The organism is Streptomyces herbicida (assembly GCF_032656585.1).
Taxonomy (GTDB): domain Bacteria; phylum Actinomycetota; class Actinomycetes; order Streptomycetales; family Streptomycetaceae; genus Streptomyces; species Streptomyces herbicida.
The window spans coordinates 37,659-54,791 of record NZ_JAUYWJ010000030.1 but is presented as its reverse complement, the minus strand read 5'-3'; the positions used below and the strand labels follow the sequence as shown (position 1 = coordinate 54,791).

The 17,133-nt window shown below is 72.0% G+C and carries 19 protein-coding genes; 8 read left to right on the top strand and 11 right to left on the bottom strand.

What is annotated here, in order from left to right; genetic code table 11:
- Nucleotides 1–131 precede the first annotated feature (131 nt).
- The 5 genes from Q8A52_RS42135 to Q8A52_RS42115 are packed head-to-tail and all read left to right on the top strand — an operon-like array spanning nucleotide 132 to nucleotide 5,136.
- Complete coding sequence (locus tag Q8A52_RS42135) at nucleotides 132–1,673, top strand: sodium:solute symporter family protein (RefSeq protein WP_316762259.1); 1,542 nt, start codon at nucleotides 132–134, stop codon at nucleotides 1,671–1,673.
- A complete protein-coding gene (locus Q8A52_RS42130) occupies nucleotides 1,670–2,236 on the top strand; it encodes a sigma-70 family RNA polymerase sigma factor (protein WP_316762256.1) in 567 nt (188 codons plus the stop codon). The genes Q8A52_RS42135 and Q8A52_RS42130 overlap by 4 nt, the downstream gene beginning before the upstream one ends.
- Nucleotides 2,233–2,547: a hypothetical protein gene (locus tag Q8A52_RS42125; RefSeq protein WP_316762253.1), complete on the top strand. Its 315-nt coding sequence runs from the start codon at nucleotides 2,233–2,235 to the stop codon at nucleotides 2,545–2,547. Before Q8A52_RS42130 ends, Q8A52_RS42125 begins: the two co-directional genes overlap by 4 nt.
- 34 nt (nucleotides 2,548–2,581) lie before the next feature.
- Nucleotides 2,582–4,375 (top strand): glycoside hydrolase family 15 protein, encoded by a 1,794-nt coding sequence (locus Q8A52_RS42120; RefSeq protein WP_316762250.1) that lies wholly within the window; start codon nucleotides 2,582–2,584, stop codon nucleotides 4,373–4,375.
- A 5-nt stretch (nucleotides 4,376–4,380) separates the two neighbouring features.
- On the top strand, nucleotides 4,381–5,136 hold the full coding sequence (locus Q8A52_RS42115; RefSeq protein WP_316762247.1) for an SDR family oxidoreductase: 756 nt from the start codon (nucleotides 4,381–4,383) through the stop codon (nucleotides 5,134–5,136).
- 12 nt (nucleotides 5,137–5,148) lie between these two features.
- Here the strand turns inward: Q8A52_RS42115 and amaP are convergent, their stop codons facing one another.
- Genes amaP through Q8A52_RS42090 form a run of 5 tightly spaced genes read right to left on the bottom strand, consistent with a single transcriptional unit; the run spans nucleotide 5,149 to nucleotide 7,481 of the window.
- Nucleotides 5,149–5,727, bottom strand: a complete 579-nt coding sequence (gene amaP, locus Q8A52_RS42110; protein ID WP_316762245.1) for an alkaline shock response membrane anchor protein AmaP — start codon at nucleotides 5,725–5,727, stop codon at nucleotides 5,149–5,151.
- 5 nt (nucleotides 5,728–5,732) lie between these two features.
- Nucleotides 5,733–6,377: a DUF6286 domain-containing protein gene (locus tag Q8A52_RS42105; RefSeq protein ID WP_316762242.1), complete on the bottom strand. Its 645-nt coding sequence runs from the start codon at nucleotides 6,375–6,377 to the stop codon at nucleotides 5,733–5,735.
- A complete protein-coding gene (locus Q8A52_RS42100; RefSeq protein WP_316762240.1) occupies nucleotides 6,374–6,757 on the bottom strand; it encodes an Asp23/Gls24 family envelope stress response protein in 384 nt (127 codons plus the stop codon). The genes Q8A52_RS42105 and Q8A52_RS42100 overlap by 4 nt, the downstream gene beginning before the upstream one ends.
- The gene (locus Q8A52_RS42095; RefSeq protein ID WP_263207242.1) at nucleotides 6,754–6,948 is read right to left on the bottom strand and encodes a hypothetical protein; all 195 of its coding nucleotides are present in this window, start codon (nucleotides 6,946–6,948) and stop codon (nucleotides 6,754–6,756) included. Before Q8A52_RS42095 ends, Q8A52_RS42100 begins: the two co-directional genes overlap by 4 nt.
- 47 nt (nucleotides 6,949–6,995) lie before the next feature.
- Nucleotides 6,996–7,481, bottom strand: coding sequence for an Asp23/Gls24 family envelope stress response protein (locus Q8A52_RS42090; protein ID WP_316762233.1), 486 nt, complete (start codon nucleotides 7,479–7,481; stop codon nucleotides 6,996–6,998).
- 89 nt (nucleotides 7,482–7,570) lie between these two features.
- Between Q8A52_RS42090 and Q8A52_RS42085 the strand changes: the two genes are divergently transcribed.
- Nucleotides 7,571–8,290: a nucleopolyhedrovirus P10 family protein gene (locus tag Q8A52_RS42085; protein WP_316762229.1), complete on the top strand. Its 720-nt coding sequence runs from the start codon at nucleotides 7,571–7,573 to the stop codon at nucleotides 8,288–8,290.
- A gap of 12 nt (nucleotides 8,291–8,302) precedes the next feature.
- Here Q8A52_RS42085 and Q8A52_RS42080 read toward each other — a convergent pair whose 3' ends face one another.
- The 3 genes from Q8A52_RS42080 to abc-f form a co-directional block, all read right to left on the bottom strand.
- Entirely contained in the window at nucleotides 8,303–9,106 is an 804-nt protein-coding gene (locus Q8A52_RS42080; RefSeq protein WP_316762226.1) for an enoyl-CoA hydratase/isomerase family protein, read from the bottom strand.
- 146 nt (nucleotides 9,107–9,252) lie between these two features.
- A complete protein-coding gene (locus tag Q8A52_RS42075; protein WP_010355597.1) occupies nucleotides 9,253–9,474 on the bottom strand; it encodes a helix-turn-helix domain-containing protein in 222 nt (73 codons plus the stop codon).
- Between the two features lie 335 nt (nucleotides 9,475–9,809).
- Nucleotides 9,810–11,408, bottom strand: a complete 1,599-nt coding sequence (gene abc-f, locus Q8A52_RS42070) for a ribosomal protection-like ABC-F family protein (RefSeq protein WP_316762223.1) — start codon at nucleotides 11,406–11,408, stop codon at nucleotides 9,810–9,812.
- A gap of 711 nt (nucleotides 11,409–12,119) precedes the next feature.
- Between abc-f and Q8A52_RS42065 the strand changes: the two genes are divergently transcribed.
- Entirely contained in the window at nucleotides 12,120–12,533 is a 414-nt protein-coding gene (locus Q8A52_RS42065) for a VOC family protein (RefSeq protein WP_316762220.1), read from the top strand.
- A gap of 22 nt (nucleotides 12,534–12,555) precedes the next feature.
- On the opposite strand, the gene Q8A52_RS42060 is transcribed toward Q8A52_RS42065, so the two are convergent.
- From Q8A52_RS42060 to Q8A52_RS42050, 3 genes are all read right to left on the bottom strand, one after another.
- The gene (locus Q8A52_RS42060) at nucleotides 12,556–13,989 is read right to left on the bottom strand and encodes a hypothetical protein (protein ID WP_408649352.1); all 1,434 of its coding nucleotides are present in this window, start codon (nucleotides 13,987–13,989) and stop codon (nucleotides 12,556–12,558) included.
- A 190-nt stretch (nucleotides 13,990–14,179) separates the two neighbouring features.
- Nucleotides 14,180–15,307, bottom strand: a complete 1,128-nt coding sequence (locus tag Q8A52_RS42055; protein ID WP_316762214.1) for an alpha/beta hydrolase family protein — start codon at nucleotides 15,305–15,307, stop codon at nucleotides 14,180–14,182.
- Between the two features lie 133 nt (nucleotides 15,308–15,440).
- Complete coding sequence (locus Q8A52_RS42050) at nucleotides 15,441–16,172, bottom strand: class II aldolase/adducin family protein (protein ID WP_316762211.1); 732 nt, start codon at nucleotides 16,170–16,172, stop codon at nucleotides 15,441–15,443.
- A 196-nt stretch (nucleotides 16,173–16,368) separates the two neighbouring features.
- Between Q8A52_RS42050 and Q8A52_RS42045 the strand changes: the two genes are divergently transcribed.
- A complete protein-coding gene (locus Q8A52_RS42045) occupies nucleotides 16,369–17,124 on the top strand; it encodes a lysozyme (RefSeq protein ID WP_316762208.1) in 756 nt (251 codons plus the stop codon).
- The last annotated feature ends 9 nt before the right edge of the window (nucleotides 17,125–17,133 follow it).

Here is a 17,133-nt window from a genome sequence, read left to right as displayed (position 1 = left end):
AAGAGTTGCCCACCCGCCGGAACCGGTTGACAGCCAATTTCCAGAAGATTTCGCGCCGGTCGTGTGTCATCCAAACCGGCCGTTCGCGCAACTCTCGCCCGAGGGCACAGGCACACCAAGGACGGTGACCCATGGCCGACGGCGCCATGACCGCGACGTTCCTCGCCGTGATCGGCGGAGCGTCGCTGCTCGCCGTGACCGCGCGCCGGCTGCGCCCAAGCGACCGGCTGCCGTCCCTGGAGGGCTGGGCCCTGGCCGACCGCAGCCTCGGCCCCGTGTGGACCTGGCTGCTGCTGGGCGGCACGATCTTCACCGCGTACACCTTCACCGCCGTACCGGGACTGGCGTACGGCAATGGCGCGCCCGCCTTCTTCGCGGTGCCGTACACCGTGATCGTCTGCCCGATCGCCTTCGTCCTGCTGAGCCGTCTGTGGACCGTCGCCCACCGGCACGGCTATGTCACCGCCGCCGACTTCGTGCGCGGCCGGTACGGCTCGCCGCCACTGGCCCTGGTGGTCGCGCTGACCGGGATCCTCGCGACCATGCCGTATCTGGCACTGCAACTCCTCGGCATACGGGCGGTGCTGACGGCCGGCGGTGTCTATCCGCGGGGCGCGAGGGGCGATCTGGTGATGGTGGCGCTGTTCGCCGGGCTCGCGGTGGCGACATATCGACACGGGCTGCGCGCGCCCACCGTGATCTCGGCGCTCAAGGCGGTCGCCGTCTTCGTCTCGCTCACCGCCGTGTGCTGGCTGGTCCTCGAGCGGCTCGGCGGGCCGGGTGCGGTCTTCGACGGCGCGGCACAGCGGCTGGGCGCCCCGGCGCTGCTCCTCTCCCCCGAACAGCAGCCGGCCTACGCCACCCTCGCCCTCGGCTCCGCACTGGCCCTGCTGATGTACCCGCACGTGCTCACCGCCGGTTTCGCCGCCGACGGCCCGCACACCCTGCGCAAGACCGCCGTGGCGCTACCCGCCTGGACCGGGCTGCTCGCCCTGTTCGGCTTTCTCGGCATCGCGGCGCTGGCGGCGGGCGTACGGGCGCCGCAGGGCGGCGCCGAGGCGGCCGTACCGATGCTGGTGGACCGGCTGATGCCAGGGCCGCTGGCCGGGCTGGTCTTCGGCGCGATCACCGTGGGTGCGCTGGTCCCCGCCGCCGTGATGTCCATCGCGGCCGCCACCAGCTTCGTGCGCAACGTGTACGTCGAATACGTCCATCCCACCGCCACGCCCAAGCGGCAGGTGCGCATCGCCAAGGCGGTGTCGCTGACGGCGAAGGTGGGCGCGGTGGCGTTCGTGTTCGGGCTGCGCGACCAGGACGCCGTCAATCTCCAGCTCCTCGGCGGGGTCTGGATCCTGCAGATCTTCCCGGCGGTGGCCGTGGGGCTGTTCACCGGGCGGCTGCATCCACGGGCCCTGCTCGCCGGGTGGGGCGTGGGCATGGCGGCCGGGACCTTCATGGTCGTGCGCGAGGGGTTCTCGTCCATCGTGGCGCTGGGCTTCGGACCGCTGGAGATCTACGCCGGGCTCGCCGCCCTCGTGCTCAACCTGATCGTCGCCGTGGCCGGAACCGCGGCTCTGGAACGCCTCGGTGTCCCGCGCGGCATCGATCTGACCGACCTGCCGCCGCGCCTGTCCATGAGGCGGCGCCCGGAGACGGGAGCGAACAACCCGTGAGACGCACATCCAGCGCACCTGTACCGCTGCCCCGGCCCGCCGCCCTCACCCCCGCGGTGAGCGACCCGGCCGACCTGGAGCGGGAGGCCACCCTTGCCCGCCTGTTCGAGCTGCAGTACGCCTCGATGCTGCGCCTCGCCGTGCTGCTCGGCGCCGACGACCCGGAGAACGTGGTCGCCGAGGCCTTCTACCAGATCTACCGGAAGTGGCGGCGGCTACGGGACACGCAGGCGGCGGAGGCATATCTGCGGTCCACCGTCTGCAATCTGACACGGATGCGCATACGTCACCTCCAAGTGGCCCGCAGGCACGAGGAGAAGCCGAGGGACGAGCTCGTCGCGTCCGCCGAGAGCACCGCGCTGCTGCACGACGACCAGCGCGTGCTGATCGACGCCCTCCAGCAGCTGCCGGCCCGGCAGCGCGAGGCGCTGGTGCTGCGGCACTGGCTCGGGCTCAAGGAGAGTGAGATCGCCGCGGCGATGGGGATCTCCTGCGGATCCGTCAAGACCCACACGGCGCGCGGCATCGCCGCACTGACCCAGGCGATGGAGGCCCGGCGATGACGCATCGAGATGCGACTCCGTCGCGTGGCACCAGTCCGGACCGCACGGAGCGCGAGCTGCAGGAGGCCCTGGCCGCGCTGGCGGGCGGGGTGCACGCCGCCCCCGACGCCTATCGCACGGCACGCGGCGAGTGGCTGCGGCGGGAACGCCGACGGCGGCTCGTGCTCGCCGTTCTGATCGCGGTCGTCTTCGCCCTGGCCACGCTGATCGGCCTGTGGGTCCTCAACCAGGCCCCGGCGGACCCGGGGGTGATCTTCTCGGGATCGGGCTCCGCCGTCGCGGGTTCGTCACTCCCCCGGCCGATGCCCTGATTGCCTCCTCGGCCCGCCGGGAACCCGCAACTTCGTGCACCCGCGCATCGAGGACTACGCACTCATCGGCGACGAACAGACGGCGGCCCTGGTCGGAAGGGACGGCTCCATCGACTGGCTGTGTCTGCCGCGCTTCGACTCCGCCGCGTGCTTCGCCAGACTCCTCGGGGACGAGGAGAACGGCCACTGGAGGATCGCCCCCAAGACCGCCGGCACCTGCACGCGCCGCGCCTACCGCCCCGACACCCTGGTGCTGGACACCGAGTGGGAGACCGACGGGGGGACGGTCCGGGTCACCGACCTGATGCCGCAGCGTGAACGCGCTCCCGACGTCGTACGCATCGTGGAGGGCGTCCGCGGCCGCGTCACCGTGCGCAGTGTGCTCCGCCTGCGCTTCGACTACGGCGCGATCATCCCCTGGATGCGCAGATCCGGCGGCCACCGGGTCGCCGTCGCCGGACCGGACTCGGTGTGGCTGCGCAGCGAGCCCGCCGTACGGACCTGGGGCGAGGACTTCGGCACGCACTCGGAGTTCACCGTCGCGGAGGGCGAGCGGGTCGCGTTCGTCCTCACCTGGCACCCCTCGCACGAGGCCCGTCCCCGGCTCGTCGACCCGTACGAGGCACTGCGCTCCAGCGTCACGGACTGGCGGCGCTGGACGGTCCGCTGCGCGTACGACGGTCCGTACCGGGACGCGGTCGTCCGTTCCCTGATCACCCTCAAGGCCCTCACCTACGCCCCGACCGGCGGCATCGTCGCCGCGGCCACCACCTCGCTCCCCGAAAGGGTCGGCGGTGTGCGCAACTGGGACTACCGGTACTGCTGGCTGCGCGACTCCACCCTCACCCTCGGCGCCCTGCTGTCCGCGGGCTACCACAAGGAGGCCGAGGCCTGGCGCGACTGGCTGGTGCGCGCGGTCGCGGGCGACCCGGGGCATCTGCAGATCATGTACGGCGTGGCGGGCGAGCGGAGACTGCCCGAGTTCGAGGTGCCCTGGCTGTCCGGGTTCGCCGAGTCGACACCCGTACGGATCGGCAACGGCGCGGTGAACCAGCTCCAGCTGGACGTGTACGGCGAGGTCCTGGACTCGCTGTGGCTGACCCGGCGTGCGGGGCTGTCGCCCAAGCGGCACATATGGTCGCTCCAGGGCGTCCTGCTGGAGTGGCTGCGCGAGCACTGGCGGCAGCCGGACGAGGGCCTGTGGGAAATCCGCGGCGGCCGCCGCCACTTCGTGCACTCGAAGGTCATGGTGTGGGTGGCCGCCGACCGGGCCGTGCGCACTCTGGAGGAGCACCAGGAGCTGCCCGGCGACGTGACGGCCTGGCGTGCGCTGCGGGACGAGGTGCACCGTGAGGTGTGTGAGATGGGCTACGACCCGGAACGGAACACCTTCACGCAGTACTACGGCTCGCGCGAACTGGACGCCGCCCTGCTTCTCATCCCGCGCGTCGGCTTCCTGCCGCCCGAGGATCCGCGCGTGGTCGGCACGGTCGACGCGGTCCGCGAGGAGCTCGGCCACGGCGGCTTCGTACGCCGTTACGACACCTCGGATGCATCCGGCGCATCCGGCGACGGACTTCCGGGCGAGGAAGGCGCGTTCCTGGCATGCTCGTTCTGGCTCGCGGACGCCCTGCACATGACGGGCCGTACGGACGAGGCACGGGAGCTGTTCGAAGGGCTGGTCGGCCTCGCCAACGACGTGGGGTTGCTGTCCGAGGAGTACGACCCGGTGGCGGGCCGCCTGCTCGGCAACTTCCCCCAGGCGTTCAGTCACATCGGTCTGGTGAACACCGCTCTCGCCCTGTTCGGGGGCGACGGGGCAGGATAGGGGCCATGGATCTTGGACTGAAGGACCGGGTGTACGTCGTCACCGGGGCCACCCGCGGACTGGGCAACGCAGCCGCGCGCGAGCTCGTCGCCGACGGGGCGAAGGTGATCGTCACGGGGCGGGACGAGAAGCGCGTCGCGGACGCGGCGGCGGAGCTGGGCCCGAACGCGGCCGGGGTGGCCGTCGACAACGCCGACCCGGAGGCACCGGCGCGGCTGATCGCGGCCGCCCGTGAGCACTTCGGCCGCTTCGACGGCATCCTCGTCAGCGTCGGCGGCCCGCCGCCCGGCTTCATCGCCGACAACACGGACGAGCAGTGGCGCACGGCGTTCGACTCCGTGTTCCTCGGCGCGGTGCGGCTGGCTCGTGCCGCGTCGGCCGAGTTGGAGGCGGGCGGTGTCATCGGGTTCGTGCTGTCGGCTTCCGTGCACGAGCCGATTCCGGCGCTGACGATCTCCAACGGGCTGCGGCCCGGACTTGCCGGGTTCGCCAAGTCGATCGCGGACGAGCTCGGGCCGCGGGGGATCCGTGTCGTGGGGCTGCTGCCCTCTCGCATCGACACGGATCGCGTGCGCGAACTCGACGGGTTGTCGGCGGATCCCGAGGCCACTCGGGCTGCCAATGAGTCCCGGATTCCATTGCGTCGGTATGGGGCGCCTGAGGAGTTCGGGCGGGTGGCTGCGTTCTTGATGTCTCCGGCCGCGTCCTATCTGACCGGGATCATGGTGCCTGTCGATGGCGGGATGCGGCACGGGTTCTGACGGCCGTTGCTCTCAAGTGACCCTTTCCGCACGGTGCTTGACTGCCCGGAGGCGTACCTCCGCCGGTAGCTTCGCCAGGCCTGCCGACTCGCGGGCGTGGGTCAGCGACTCGGCGGTGAGGTCGTGCAGGGCCGTCCCGGGGTCGACGTCGGGCTCCAGTTGGATCCATACGTGAGCCTCGGGGGCGGTGCGCCTGCCCGTCAGTGTGGCGTGTGCGTGCGCCACACCGTCCAGGCGTGCCGCGTCGGCGGCCAGTACGCCCTCCAGGGCCCGGCCGCGCAGCACCGCGCCCTCGCCGTCGCCGGTGTCGACGAGCAGTTCGGCGAGCCGGCGCCTGCGCAGCACCGCGGCGAGCCACCACAGGGCGAGCAGGACGAGGACGGCGAGCACGGCGAAGACGGTCGGCCACCACCAGTCGGCGTCCCGCCAGTGCGTCCGCCGGGCCGCGCCGAGCAGGACGTCGTGCCGTCCGTCGTGGATCCACCACGACGGGGGCCGCACGCCCAGGCCCACGGCGAGCACCGAGCCGCCGAGGACGAACAGCAGCAGCCCGACGATTCCGATCAGCACGCGGTTGACCGCCCTGAGCATCGCCCTCACCCCTTCCGTCCCGGCCGCGCGACATGCAGGGTCAGCGCGGGCGGCCGGGTCAGGCCGAGGCCCCTGATCGCATCCCTGAGCGTGCCGTCCAGGTCGGCACGTACGTCGTCGAGGTCGCGGAAGTGCGAAACTGCGCGGACGTCGGCCTTCCGCCGCCGCAGCCGCACCCGTACCGCCCGGACGCCCGCGATCTCCATGGCACGGTCGCGCAGCACCATGGCGGCGGCGTCGCGCCGCAGTCCGGCCCGGACGTCGGTGTGCGAGCGCCGCATCGGCAGCAGGTCGCGCAGACCGGGCGTGACGGCGAGCACGATCAGCCACAGGCCGAGGGCCGCGGCGACTCCGGCGCCGACCAGCACCCAGGTGTCGTCGAGAGCCCGCGTGGAGAGCTGGCCGGCCAGCTCGCGGCGCCAGTGCATCGCGGGCCGGTGGGCTCGTACGGCGGCGATGTCGTAGAGGAAGGCGGCCGTGCCGACCAGGAGCAGCAGCGCGACGATGCCCGCGGGTACGCGGCGCGCCGACCAGAAGCGGCCGCTGCGGCCGTCGGTTTCTTCCTCCGCCATCGGTGGGGGCGGTTCGGGCGCCTTCTCGATGACGGTCAGCGGCTGTGTGGTGGTCTCGGATCCCCGGGGCTCGCTCATCGCGTCCTCCCCTGTGCCGTGCCCTGCGGGTGTGCCGGGTGCAGCCGCTCCACCTGGACGGCGACCTCCGGCACCTCCATTCCCACCAACGCGCCTACCCGCTCGACGACATGTCGACGCACGGCCGCGCACCGGGCGCCGATGTCGCTCGGGTAGCCGAGTTCGAGGTGGACGTGGACCCGGGCCGTGTCGTGGTGCACGACAACGGTGGCCTGGGGGGCGGCGGCCTCTTTCGCCAGCGGTTCCACCGCCTCGCGTGCCGCCTGGGCCGCGATCTTGGCGACGACCCGGTCGGCGATCCGCAGCGCACCGCGCTCGCCCGGTGCCACCACGGCCGGGAGTCTGCGCGCGTCACCGGCTCCGTCGCTCACGGACGTCACCGCCGCCGGTCGCGCCGGTCGTCACGGGTGCGGAAGAAGTCGCCCAGTTCCAGGTCCCCCTCCAGGAACCGGCCGACGACGAACCCGACGGCGCCCAGCGCCGCCACCAGCAGGAAGGCACCGAATCCGCCGAAATATCCGGCGAAGCCGAGTGCCATCCCGGCGATCATGCCGACCACGGCCATGCTCATGCTGCGCTCCTCAGCTCCTCAGCCGTGCGTTGTCAGGTCGCCGGGCGTCACTGGATCCGGGGCTCCGGCTCCTCTTCCTCTTCCTCTTCCTCGGGCAGCTTGACATCACTCACCGCGATGTTGACCTCGACGACCTCGAGTCCGGTCATCCGTTCCACCGCGGCGACCACGTTCTCGCGTACGGCCCGGGCGACATCGCCGATCGACACGCCGTAGTCCACGACGATCTCCAGGTCGAGTGCGGTCTGCACCTCGCCGACCTCTGCCTTCACCCCGCGGGTCACCGACTTCGAGCCGCCCGGCACCCGGTCTCGTACGGCCCCGAAGGTCCGCGACAGTCCGCTGCCCATGGCATGCACGCCGAGCACGTCCCGCGCGGCCATCCCGGCGATCTTCTCCACGACACCGTCGGCGATGGTCGTGCGCCCACGGCCCGCCGGATCGCCGCCACCGCGTCGGGTGGGCTTGCGCGTGGACACCGGCTGGTCGCCCTCGGGGGTCATCGTCCGGTTCTGCTCCGTCATGTCGGTCATGGCCGTACGTCCCTTTCGGTCGTCGTCCCCTCCGACCACGGTAAGCGCGGTTGCTCGGTCGTGCGCCGGGGATGCGGCAGGCTGGAGCAATGACGGCGGATGGATGGACACGGGCCGTACGGCATCAACTGGGTCTCGGCAGGCTGCTGCCGCTCGGCGGCCCGCGCGACGGCGCATGGATCGCCGAGGCGGCGGCCCGCGCGGTGCTGCTGCGCGCGGCGGCGGACGTGCCGGGCGTTCTGCCGGGCCCGCTGCGGATCACGCCGGCCGATCCGGAGGAAGCGCACGAGCCGGCCGTACCGGTGCCGCCGAGCGGGTTCCCCCCGGGCCCGCTCCGGGTGACGGCTGACTTCGCGGCGACGGCGGCCGAACCCCTGCCGGCGACGGCGTCCCGGCTGCGTATGGCACTGGCGAGCACGGCGGCGGACGGCCTCGGCCTCACGGTCGCGGAGGTGGACCTACGGGTGACGGACCTGCTGGAGGAGCAGACAGAGCCCGCGGAAGTGAGCCCGCCGCAGCCGGCGCGGGCCCGCGAGGCGACGGATCCGGACGAGATCCGCGCGGCGGCGGCAGCGCTCTCCGTCCCGGGCGTGACCCATCTGACCGGCTCCCTGGGCGGGCTGGGCCGGGCGGTGCACATCGAGGAACGGCAGGAGAACACCGCGCTGCCGCACCGCCACGTCCGGGTGGAGGTGGCGGTGGACGGGCAGCGCCGGGCCCTGGACGTGGCCCGGCAGGTGCGCGCGGCCGTCGGGGAGGCGCTGGACGATCACCCGACGGTGGCGGTGCTGGTCACGACGGTGAGCTGAGCGCGCGGCGGATTATTCGCCCACGCCGGCCAGGTCCCGCAGCCGACGGGCCTGGGCCTGTCGCTCGGCGGCACGCTGGTCCTCGTATGTACGGCCGCTTGCGGCGCGCAGCAGGGCCTTGGTCTCCACGACCGCGTCCCGGGGCGCGGCGAGCAGCGCGGACGCCAGGTCCCGTACCGTGCCGTCGAGTTCGGCGGCGGGCACGGCGAGGTTCGCCAGCCCTGAACCGACGGCCTCCTCGGCATGGACGAACCGCCCCGTCGCGCAGATCTCCAGCGCGCGGGCGTATCCGACCAGCTCGACCAGCGGGTGCGTGCCCGTCAGGTCGGGCACGATTCCGAGGCTCGTCTCGCGCATGGCGAACTGCACGTCATCGGCGACAACGCGCAGGTCACAGGCGAGGGCAAGCTGGAAGCCGGCACCGATGGCATGCCCCTGCACGGCGGCGATGGACACGATGTCGTTCCGCCGCCACCAGGTGAAGCCCTCCTGGTACTCGGCGATGGTCGCGTCCAGCGCGGCGTCGTCGCGGCGCGCGAGGTCGGTGAACGTCGGCTCGCCCGGGATCCCCTCCGGCATGAACATCTGACGGTCCAGGCCGGCGGAGAAGGACTTGCCCTCGCCACGCAGCACGACAACCCGGACGGAGCCCGGCAGCAGCCGCCCGGCCTCGGCCAACGCCCGCCACAGAGCGGGGCTTTGGGCGTTGCGCTTGGCCGGATTGGTCAGCGTCACCGTGGCGAGCGCGTCGTCGACGGTGAGCCGTACGCCGTCCTTGTCGAGTACAGGAGCGAGATCCTGGTCGGGCGAAGCCATGGGGCGCCTCCGATGGGTGCGGTCATCCTGCGCACCGTACGACATCGGGTCGTACGACGGCACAGCTAAGTGACTGCACAGTAACCACCCGGCCGATCACCCGACCGACCGGGTGGCCACCATCGAAGCCGATGGGCCGCCCGAGGTCAGGACGTTGCGGCCTTCTTGCCCCGGGTCGCTCCGCCACGCCCACGCAGCGTGACGCCCGACTCGCTGAGCATCCGGTGTACGAAGCCATACGAGCGGCCGGTCTCCTCGGCCAGTGCCCGGATGCTCGCACCGGAGTCGTACTTCTTCTTCAGGTCTGCCGCGAGCTTGTCGCGCGCGGCGCCGGTCACCCGGCTGCCCTTCTTCAGAGTCTCGGCCACCCGTGCCTCCTCATGGGAAGTGCGCTCTGGTCCCCTCATGATCACCCCTCCGGGGCGTGATGGCCACCCATTCGGCAAGGTCCGTGAGACATGGTTTTGACGACAGGAGCACATCCCCACAAGCGGAATCTGTGATTCCGAACGCTCGTACCCATACGGCCGAACGGGTTCTTTCGCGAAGTGCCAGGTCAGAGACGCAACGCGGCCGACCCCTTGTCGACAAAGGGATCGGCCGCAAAATCGATGTAGGACACACCTCGATACGAGGAGATCTCACACAGATGATGGATCACGGCTAAGCCGAATGATCCATAGCCAGTGGATCACGGATTCGATCAAGCGAGCGCGACGAGATCCGCGTAGTCCGCGCCCCACAGGTCCTCGACGCCGTCGGGCAGCAGGATGATCCGCTCCGGCTGGAGCGCCTCGACGGCGCCCTCGTCGTGGGTGACGAGAACGACCGCGCCCTTGTACGTGCGCAGCGCGCCGAGGATCTCCTCGCGGCTGGCCGGGTCGAGGTTGTTGGTCGGCTCGTCGAGCAGCAGGACGTTCGCCGACGACACCACGAGCGTGGCCAGGGCGAGACGGGTCTTCTCGCCGCCGGAGAGAACACCGGCCGGCTTGTCCACGTCGTCGCCGGAGAAGAGGAACGAGCCCAGCACCTTGCGGACCTCCACGAGGTCCAGATCGGGGGCGGCCGAGCGCATGTTCTCCAGGACCGTGCGCTCGGGGTCCAGGGTCTCGTGCTCCTGGGCGTAGTAGCCGAGCTTGAGGCCGTGGCCGGGGACGACCTCGCCGGTGTCGGGCTGCTCCACCCCGCCGAGCAGCCGCAGCAGGGTGGTCTTTCCGGCACCGTTGAGACCGAGGATGACGACCCTCGACCCCTTGTCGATGGCCAGGTCGACGTCGGTGAAGATCTCCAGCGAGCCGTACGACTTGGACAGCCCCTCGGCCATCAGCGGAGTCTTGCCGCAGGGCGAGGGCTCGGGGAAGCGGAGCTTGGCGACCTTGTCGGACTGGCGGACCGCCTCGAGGCCGGACAGCAGCTTCTCGGCGCGGCGCGCCATGTTCTGCGCGGCGACCGTCTTGGTGGCCTTGGCGCGCATCTTGTCCGCCTGGGCGTTGAGCGCGGCGGCCTTCTTCTCGGCGTTCTGCCGCTCCCGCTTGCGGCGCTTCTCGTCGGACTCGCGCTGCTGCTGGTAGAGCTTCCAGCCCATGTTGTAGACGTCGATCTGGGAGCGGTTGGCGTCCAGGTAGAACACCTTGTTCACGACCGTCTCGACCAGGTCGACGTCGTGGGAGATCACGATGAAGCCGCCGCGGTAGGTCTTCAGGTAGTCGCGCAGCCAGATGATCGAGTCCGCGTCGAGGTGGTTCGTCGGCTCGTCGAGCAGCAGCGTGTCCGCGTCGGAGAACAGGATCCGGGCCAGCTCGATACGGCGGCGCTGACCGCCGGAGAGCGTGTGCAGGGGCTGGCCGAGCACACGGTCGGGCAGGTTGAGCGCGGCGGCGATGGTGGCGGCCTCGGCCTCGGCCGCGTACCCGCCCTTGGTGAGGAACTCGGTCTCCTGGCGCTCGTACTGCTTGAGGGCCTTCTCGCGGGTGGCGCCCTTGCCGCTGGCGATGCGCTCCTCGTTCTCGCGCATCTTGCGGATCAGTACGTCGAGGCCGCGCGCGGAGAGGATGCGGTCGCGGGCGAGGACGTCGAGGTCACCGGTGCGGGGGTCCTGGGGGAGGTAGCCGACCTCGCCGGAGCGGGTGACGGTGCCCGCGGCGGGGATGCCGTCGCCGGCCAGGACCTTGGTGAGGGTCGTCTTGCCTGCGCCGTTGCGGCCGACGAGACCGATGCGGTCGCCCTTGGCGATACGGAAGGAGGCGTTCTCGATAAGGATGCGGGCACCGGCGCGCAGCTCGATACCGGAGGCGGAGATCACGGACAGACTCCAGGGCGGAGGGGTTGGCGGGTGGGCGGCTGAGGACGTTCCCGCCGTCTAATGCGCGAGGAGAATGGCCATGGGCCAAGTCTAACGGGGCGATGCAAGCGCTTTTTCTGTGCGCAGGTGTACGGGTGCGGGTGCCCGGAGTCCGTCGCCGGGGGCCCGGCAACCGCTCCGCCGCAGCTCGCGCACGGCGACGCCGCGCACGGTCCGGGGCCCGGGCAGATGGCGCGGACGACCGGACAGGGATCCGGCCGTGACGAACCGCACGCCGGCGCCGGAACACGAATGCCGCTCACAGCGGCGGCGGACGACGCGGAATGCCGACGGCGGACAGGACGTGCCGCAGCAGTGCGAGCCCGGGCGCCGAACCCCGTGAGCGGGGATGCGGCGAGCACCGCGGGCGATTCGGCCCAGCTCGCGGACCGCGACGCCGCGCGCGCTCCGGGGCGCGCGCAGGGAGCCGGGCCGCGGGGCGGCCGGGTGCGGGTGCGGCCCTGGCCGTGGCGAACCGCACGTTCGCACCGGGACACGGATCGGAGCGGAGGCAGGTGGTGCGGGATGCCGACGGCAGTGGGAGCAGCGCAGTGCAACACCTTCTGCTGAGGCCCTTGTTCCGGCTCCCGGGGGCGTTGTCAGTGGTGGGTGCAAGACTGGGCAGCAGGCTCACGACACCGGTGCAACACCGACGCACAAGGAGTGATCGGCATGGCAGGAACGGGCGGTGGGCGGCCGAGTGTTTTCCCGACGTTGCTGTACGCGGACGCGAAGGCGGCGATCAAACAGCTCACGGAGGCCTTCGGGTTCACCGAGCTCTCGGTGTACGAGGGCGAGGACGGCTCGGTGCTGCACGCCGAACTGGTGCAGGGCAACGGCGCCGTGATGATCGGCTCCAAGGGCCGCGGCGGCGTCTTCGACACGGCGATGAAGGACGCGGGCCCCGCGGGTGTGTACGTCGTCGTGGACGACGTGGACACACACCACCAGTGCGCCGTGGACCACGGCGCGGACATCCTGATGCCCCCGACGGACCAGGACTACGGCTCGCGGGACTACATGGCCCGGGACGCCGAGGGCAACATCTGGAGCTTCGGCACGTACGCCCCCGAGATAGCGGCCTGAGCGGCCCGTCTCCCTCGCCCGGTCATCCCCCGGTGTGCACCTGGAAGGCAGCCCGGCGCACGGCCTTGGCCAGGGCCGGGTCGGGGTGGGCCGCGGCGAGGGCGACCAGGACCTGCACGGTGCGGGGGTGACCGACGGCGCGCACCTCGTCCAGCAGCTGCGGGACGGTGGGCTGCACCGCGGACTCCAGGTGACGGACGAGCAGCGGCGCCTCGCCGTGGTCGGCGACGGCGGCGGCGGTGTCCACCCACAGCCAGGTGGCCTCTTCCCGGGTGAGGACCTCGTGGGCGTCCTCCGGGTCGGCGCCGTCGTGCTCGGCCAGCCACAGCAGGGCATAAGGCCGCAGAGTCGGATCGTCGGCCACGCCGCGCACCTCGGGTTCGGCGGGGGCGCCGACGACGCGCAGCGCCTCGAAGGCGAGGCCGCGCAGCAGGGCGTCCTCGCCCCGGGCGGCGCCGATGAGTTCGGTGACGGCGCTGCCGACGGTGCGGGCGGCGAGCCAGGCGCGGTACTCGGCGCGGGCCGCGTTGGGGCGGAGCCGGGCGCAGCCGCGGAGCATGGCCTCGGCGGCCTGCTCGATGTTCCCGGCGGGGCTCTGCGCGGCCACGCAGATCTGCTCCAGCTTGACCCAGACCGCCCAGCTGCCCAGCGGGGTGAGCGTGGCCTGGCCGTCGCCGCAGGTGAGGGCGCCGACGGAGGCGAGGGCGTGCAGGGACCAGTCGAGGAGCGGGGCGAGCGGGGTGTCCCCGACGGGTGCGGGTTCCCCCGGGTCGGCGACGGCGGGGGGCGCGGCGGTGGTGAGGCTCGCGGGCCCCGGCTCGTACGGGACTTCGCAGCGCTCGGTGCGCAGTTCGGTGACCCGCTGCTGGAGCAGGTCGAGAAGCTGCTCGACCGGGACGGGACCGGCGGACAGCTGGAGGAAGGAGAGAACCTGGGGCATGGCCGAGACGACCTCGGCGACCGCCGCGGGCTCGTGGTCCGGGGGTTCCGGGTAGGCGAGCGACCAGGCGTCGAAAAGCGCGACCCAGCCGCGCAGTACGGCGCTGTCGTCCCGGTCCCAGGCGCGCAGGCGCCAGCCGGGGCGCGCGCTGTCGCCGTGCACCTCGACCAGGCCGGCGAGGCGGGCGATGTCCCAGTCGGCGCTGACCTGAGCCGCGGTCAGGCCCAGGTCGGCGGCCGCCCGTTCGGCGGTTGCGTCGGAAAGGGTGGCTTTGCCGTCGTCGGTCCCGCCGTCGCGGCCGGGGCCGAGGGCGGCGTCGGCCCAGTGGGCGACGCGGGCCGCGCCGGCCAGACCGGAGCGCGCCATTCTGGCCAGTTCCGCGGGGGCCGGTGTGCCCTCCGGAGGGCGGGGTGCGGGGCGGCGCGAGGGCCGCTGGTTCATCGCTCTGGGGGCGGCGGCCAGGGGTCGCGGTCGGACAAGTCGAAGCCTGGAGTCGCGCGGGATACGGGACGTCACGGGTGCAGTCTTCCGGTTGACGGTCCGAAAACCCAAACGGAATGTCACGGCGGGCGACGGGGCTGGCCAATGCACGCGCTCCGGTGGGGGCCGGGGAGGCGGGTTCAGGCCAGTGGTACGGCCTTAAACGGAACGGCCGGGACCGGGCAGGCGGGCCGGGCGGCCGGCGCGCGGGAGAGTGCGGGAAACCTCACATCAGCGGGGTCAGGAAGCGGCGCAGCCGCTCTTCGTACTCCTTCGGGTCGGCGTTCCACATCGCCGCGTGCGGTGCGTGCGGCACGGTGTGGAGGGCGACGCGGTCGGGGCGGCGGGCGGCGAGCCGGCGGGAGTAGGCCCAGGGGGCGACCTCGTCGTCCGGGCCGTGGATGATCAGAGTGGGCACCCTGAGCTGGTCGGGGTCGGCGGTCTCGGCGACGTGGTCGGCGTGCAGGCCGGCCCGGCCCTGGGCGGCGCGCACCGCGAGCGGCAGCAGGGCCTCCGGGGTGTGCCGGGCCGTGGCGAGGGCGCGCAGCGTGGCCTCCCAGCTGAGGACCGGCGAGTCGAGGACCAGGCCGGCGACATGATCGCGCACCGAGGAGTGCAGGGCGGCGCGCAGCGCCATGGTGGCGCCGGTGGACCAGCCGTACAGGACGACGCGGCGGGCGCCGTACCGCACGGCATAGCGGATCGCCGCGTCCAGGTCGCGCCACTCCGTCTCGCCGAGGTGGTTGAGGCCGTCCGGCGGGCGGGGTGCGCCGAGATCGCCGCGATAGGCGAGGTCGAGCACCGGGAGGCGCCGGTGGTGCAGGAACCCCATGACGTTCATGGGGTGCTCGCGGGTGGTGCCCAGGCCGTGCACGGTGATCACCCAGGTGTCCCGGTACCCGGGCACGAACCAGGCGGGCAGGGCTCCGAGTTCGCCGGGCACGTCGATGTCGGCGTGGTCGAGGCCGAGGGCGGTGTTCGGGTTGCCGACGTGCACGTTCGGGGTGAGCCAGACCTTGTCGCCGGAGTCGAGCGTGCCGTGCGTGACCCGTTCCAGTCGGCGTACGACGGTGTCGGCCTTGTGCTCGGCGGATTCGAGGACGGGTCCGACGACGGCGTGGGAGCCGTCGCCGGAGAGGCCGTAGATGCCGGGCCGCAGGGAGGCCAGGTCGCGGGTGAGCGTGATCCGGCCCGCTGCCGTGCCGTGCACGGTGAGCCGGGGCTCGGTGGGCAGTGGCCGGCCGGGCGGCGCCTTGAGTGCGGCGTCGCTGGCTATCCGCCCGGCGGCGACGCCGGCCGCGCCGGCCGCCAGGACCGCTGTGACGGCAGCGGCCGTCGCTGTGACAGTGCGCACGCATCCAGTGTCCCGGCGGACCCGGCCACCGGCCAGTGGACGCACGTCCGTCCGGTGACCCCTGGCGTTCCGAGCCCGTGGCGCAGGGTGTTCCCGAGGGTGCCGACTGCCCTGCCGGACGGCCCGACGTCCGTCAGTGACGCTGGCCGTATCCCCGCAGGCGCTCCCCGGCCTCGGCCAGCTGCTCCTCGGACAGCAGCGACGGTGTCAGGCCGGGTACCGATGACGCCGTCAGCCACAGCCGGCACATCCACTCCAGCTGGGCCGTGCGGTCGAAGGCCTGGTCGAGGGATGCGCCGAAGGTGATGGTGCCGTGGTTCTGGAGGAGGCAGCCCGAGCGGTCGGCGAGGGCCTGGAGCATGTTCTCGGCCAACTCGTCGGTGCCGTACGTCGCATACCGGGCAACCCGGACAGGGCCGCCGAGGGCGCCGGACATGTAGTGGATCGACGGAAGCTCGGTGACGAGCGTCGAGACGGCGGTCGCATGGACGGCGTGGGTGTGCACGACGGCGCGGGCGTCGGTGGTGCGGTAGACGGCGAGGTGCATGGGCAGCTCGCTGGTCGGGATCAGGGTGCCGAGCACCTGCCGCCCGCCGAGGTCCACCCCGGTCACGTCGTCCGGCGTCAGACGGTCGTACGGCACGCCCGACGGTGTGACCAGCACGGTGTCACCGACGCGTACGGACACATTGCCGGAGGTGCCGACGACCAGTCCGTCGGACACGGTCCCGCGGGCCGTCGCGACGAGCGCCTCCCAGGCGTGCGTCTCCTCGTCGAGCACGGACCTCCTCCGCATCTCCGGCACAAGCTGTGCGCCCTCCCGGTCATCCCGTCCGTCCCCCTGGTTCCGCCGCTGCTCAGCCATGCCGCGATCCTGCCAGCCGGCGCCCCTGCGGGCCCTCGGAGCGGGGCACTTTAGGCCGGAAGCCACCCCTCCGAAAGACCGCATACAGCCATAAATACCCCTCTCTCCATGCTTGGCCGGAGATGGACCGGCTTTCAACGATCTACCAGTAATCTCTGGACGATTTGTCGTGCACGTCGCCATTCCGGGGGGAAACATGGCCTGTGATCGCAAACCGTCCCGCCACCGTGCCCGAGTGATCGCGGCGTCCGTGGCGGCGCTCGTCACCGGGGGAGCCGCGACCGTACTCGCCGAGGCCCCGGCGTCCGCGGCGAACCTGCCGAAGGGACACGACGTCTCGTCGCACCAGAAGAACGTCGACTGGCCGGGCGCCAAGGCGAAGGGCGCCAGGTTCGTCTACATCAAGGCGACCGAGTCCACGAACTACCGCAATCCCTACTTCGGCCAGCAGTACAACGGCTCGCGCGGCGCGGGCATCGTCCGGGGCGCCTACCACTTCGCACTGCCGGACAAGTCGTCGGGCGCGGCACAGGCCGCGTACTTCGTGAGCAACGGCGGCACCTGGACCGCGGACGGCTGGACGCTGCCGCCCGCGCTGGACATCGAGTACAACCCGTACGACAAGAAGCGCAAGTGCTACGGCCTGAGCAAGGCGAAGATGGTCGGCTGGATCAAGGCCTTCAGCGACGAACTGAAGCGGGAGACCGGCCGCCGTCCGGTGATCTACACCACCACCCACTGGTGGAACACCTGCACCGGCGGCAGCGGAGCGTTCGCCGCGAACCATCCCCTGTGGATCGCCCGGCACGGCTCGCCCGACGTGGGGAAGCTGCCGGCCGGGTGGGCGTACTGGACCTTCTGGCAGTACGGCAACAGCGGCAGCCTGCCGGGTGACCAGAATCTCTTCAACGGGTCCTCGAGCCGCCTGAAGTCGTTCGCCCGGGGCTACTGACCCAAGGGG

What these genes read in the sequence shown, in the direction of transcription:
- Q8A52_RS42135 (WP_316762259.1), top strand. Translation starts at nt 132, where the DNA reads ATGGCCGACGGCGCCATGACCGCGACGTTCCTCGCCGTGATCGGCGGA.
- Q8A52_RS42125 (WP_316762253.1), top strand. Translation starts at nt 2,233, where the DNA reads ATGACGCATCGAGATGCGACTCCGTCGCGTGGCACCAGTCCGGACCGC.
- Q8A52_RS42115 (WP_316762247.1), top strand. Translation starts at nt 4,381, where the DNA reads ATGGATCTTGGACTGAAGGACCGGGTGTACGTCGTCACCGGGGCCACC.
- amaP (WP_316762245.1), bottom strand. Translation starts at nt 5,727, where the DNA reads ATGCTCAGGGCGGTCAACCGCGTGCTGATCGGAATCGTCGGGCTGCTG.
- Q8A52_RS42105 (WP_316762242.1), bottom strand. Translation starts at nt 6,377, where the DNA reads ATGAGCGAGCCCCGGGGATCCGAGACCACCACACAGCCGCTGACCGTC.
- Q8A52_RS42095 (WP_263207242.1), bottom strand. Translation starts at nt 6,948, where the DNA reads ATGAGCATGGCCGTGGTCGGCATGATCGCCGGGATGGCACTCGGCTTC.
- Q8A52_RS42090 (WP_316762233.1), bottom strand. Translation starts at nt 7,481, where the DNA reads ATGACCGACATGACGGAGCAGAACCGGACGATGACCCCCGAGGGCGAC.
- Q8A52_RS42085 (WP_316762229.1), top strand. Translation starts at nt 7,571, where the DNA reads ATGACGGCGGATGGATGGACACGGGCCGTACGGCATCAACTGGGTCTC.
- Q8A52_RS42080 (WP_316762226.1), bottom strand. Translation starts at nt 9,106, where the DNA reads ATGGCTTCGCCCGACCAGGATCTCGCTCCTGTACTCGACAAGGACGGC.
- Q8A52_RS42065 (WP_316762220.1), top strand. Translation starts at nt 12,120, where the DNA reads ATGGCAGGAACGGGCGGTGGGCGGCCGAGTGTTTTCCCGACGTTGCTG.
- Q8A52_RS42050 (WP_316762211.1), bottom strand. Translation starts at nt 16,172, where the DNA reads ATGGCTGAGCAGCGGCGGAACCAGGGGGACGGACGGGATGACCGGGAG.
- Q8A52_RS42045 (WP_316762208.1), top strand. Translation starts at nt 16,369, where the DNA reads ATGGCCTGTGATCGCAAACCGTCCCGCCACCGTGCCCGAGTGATCGCG.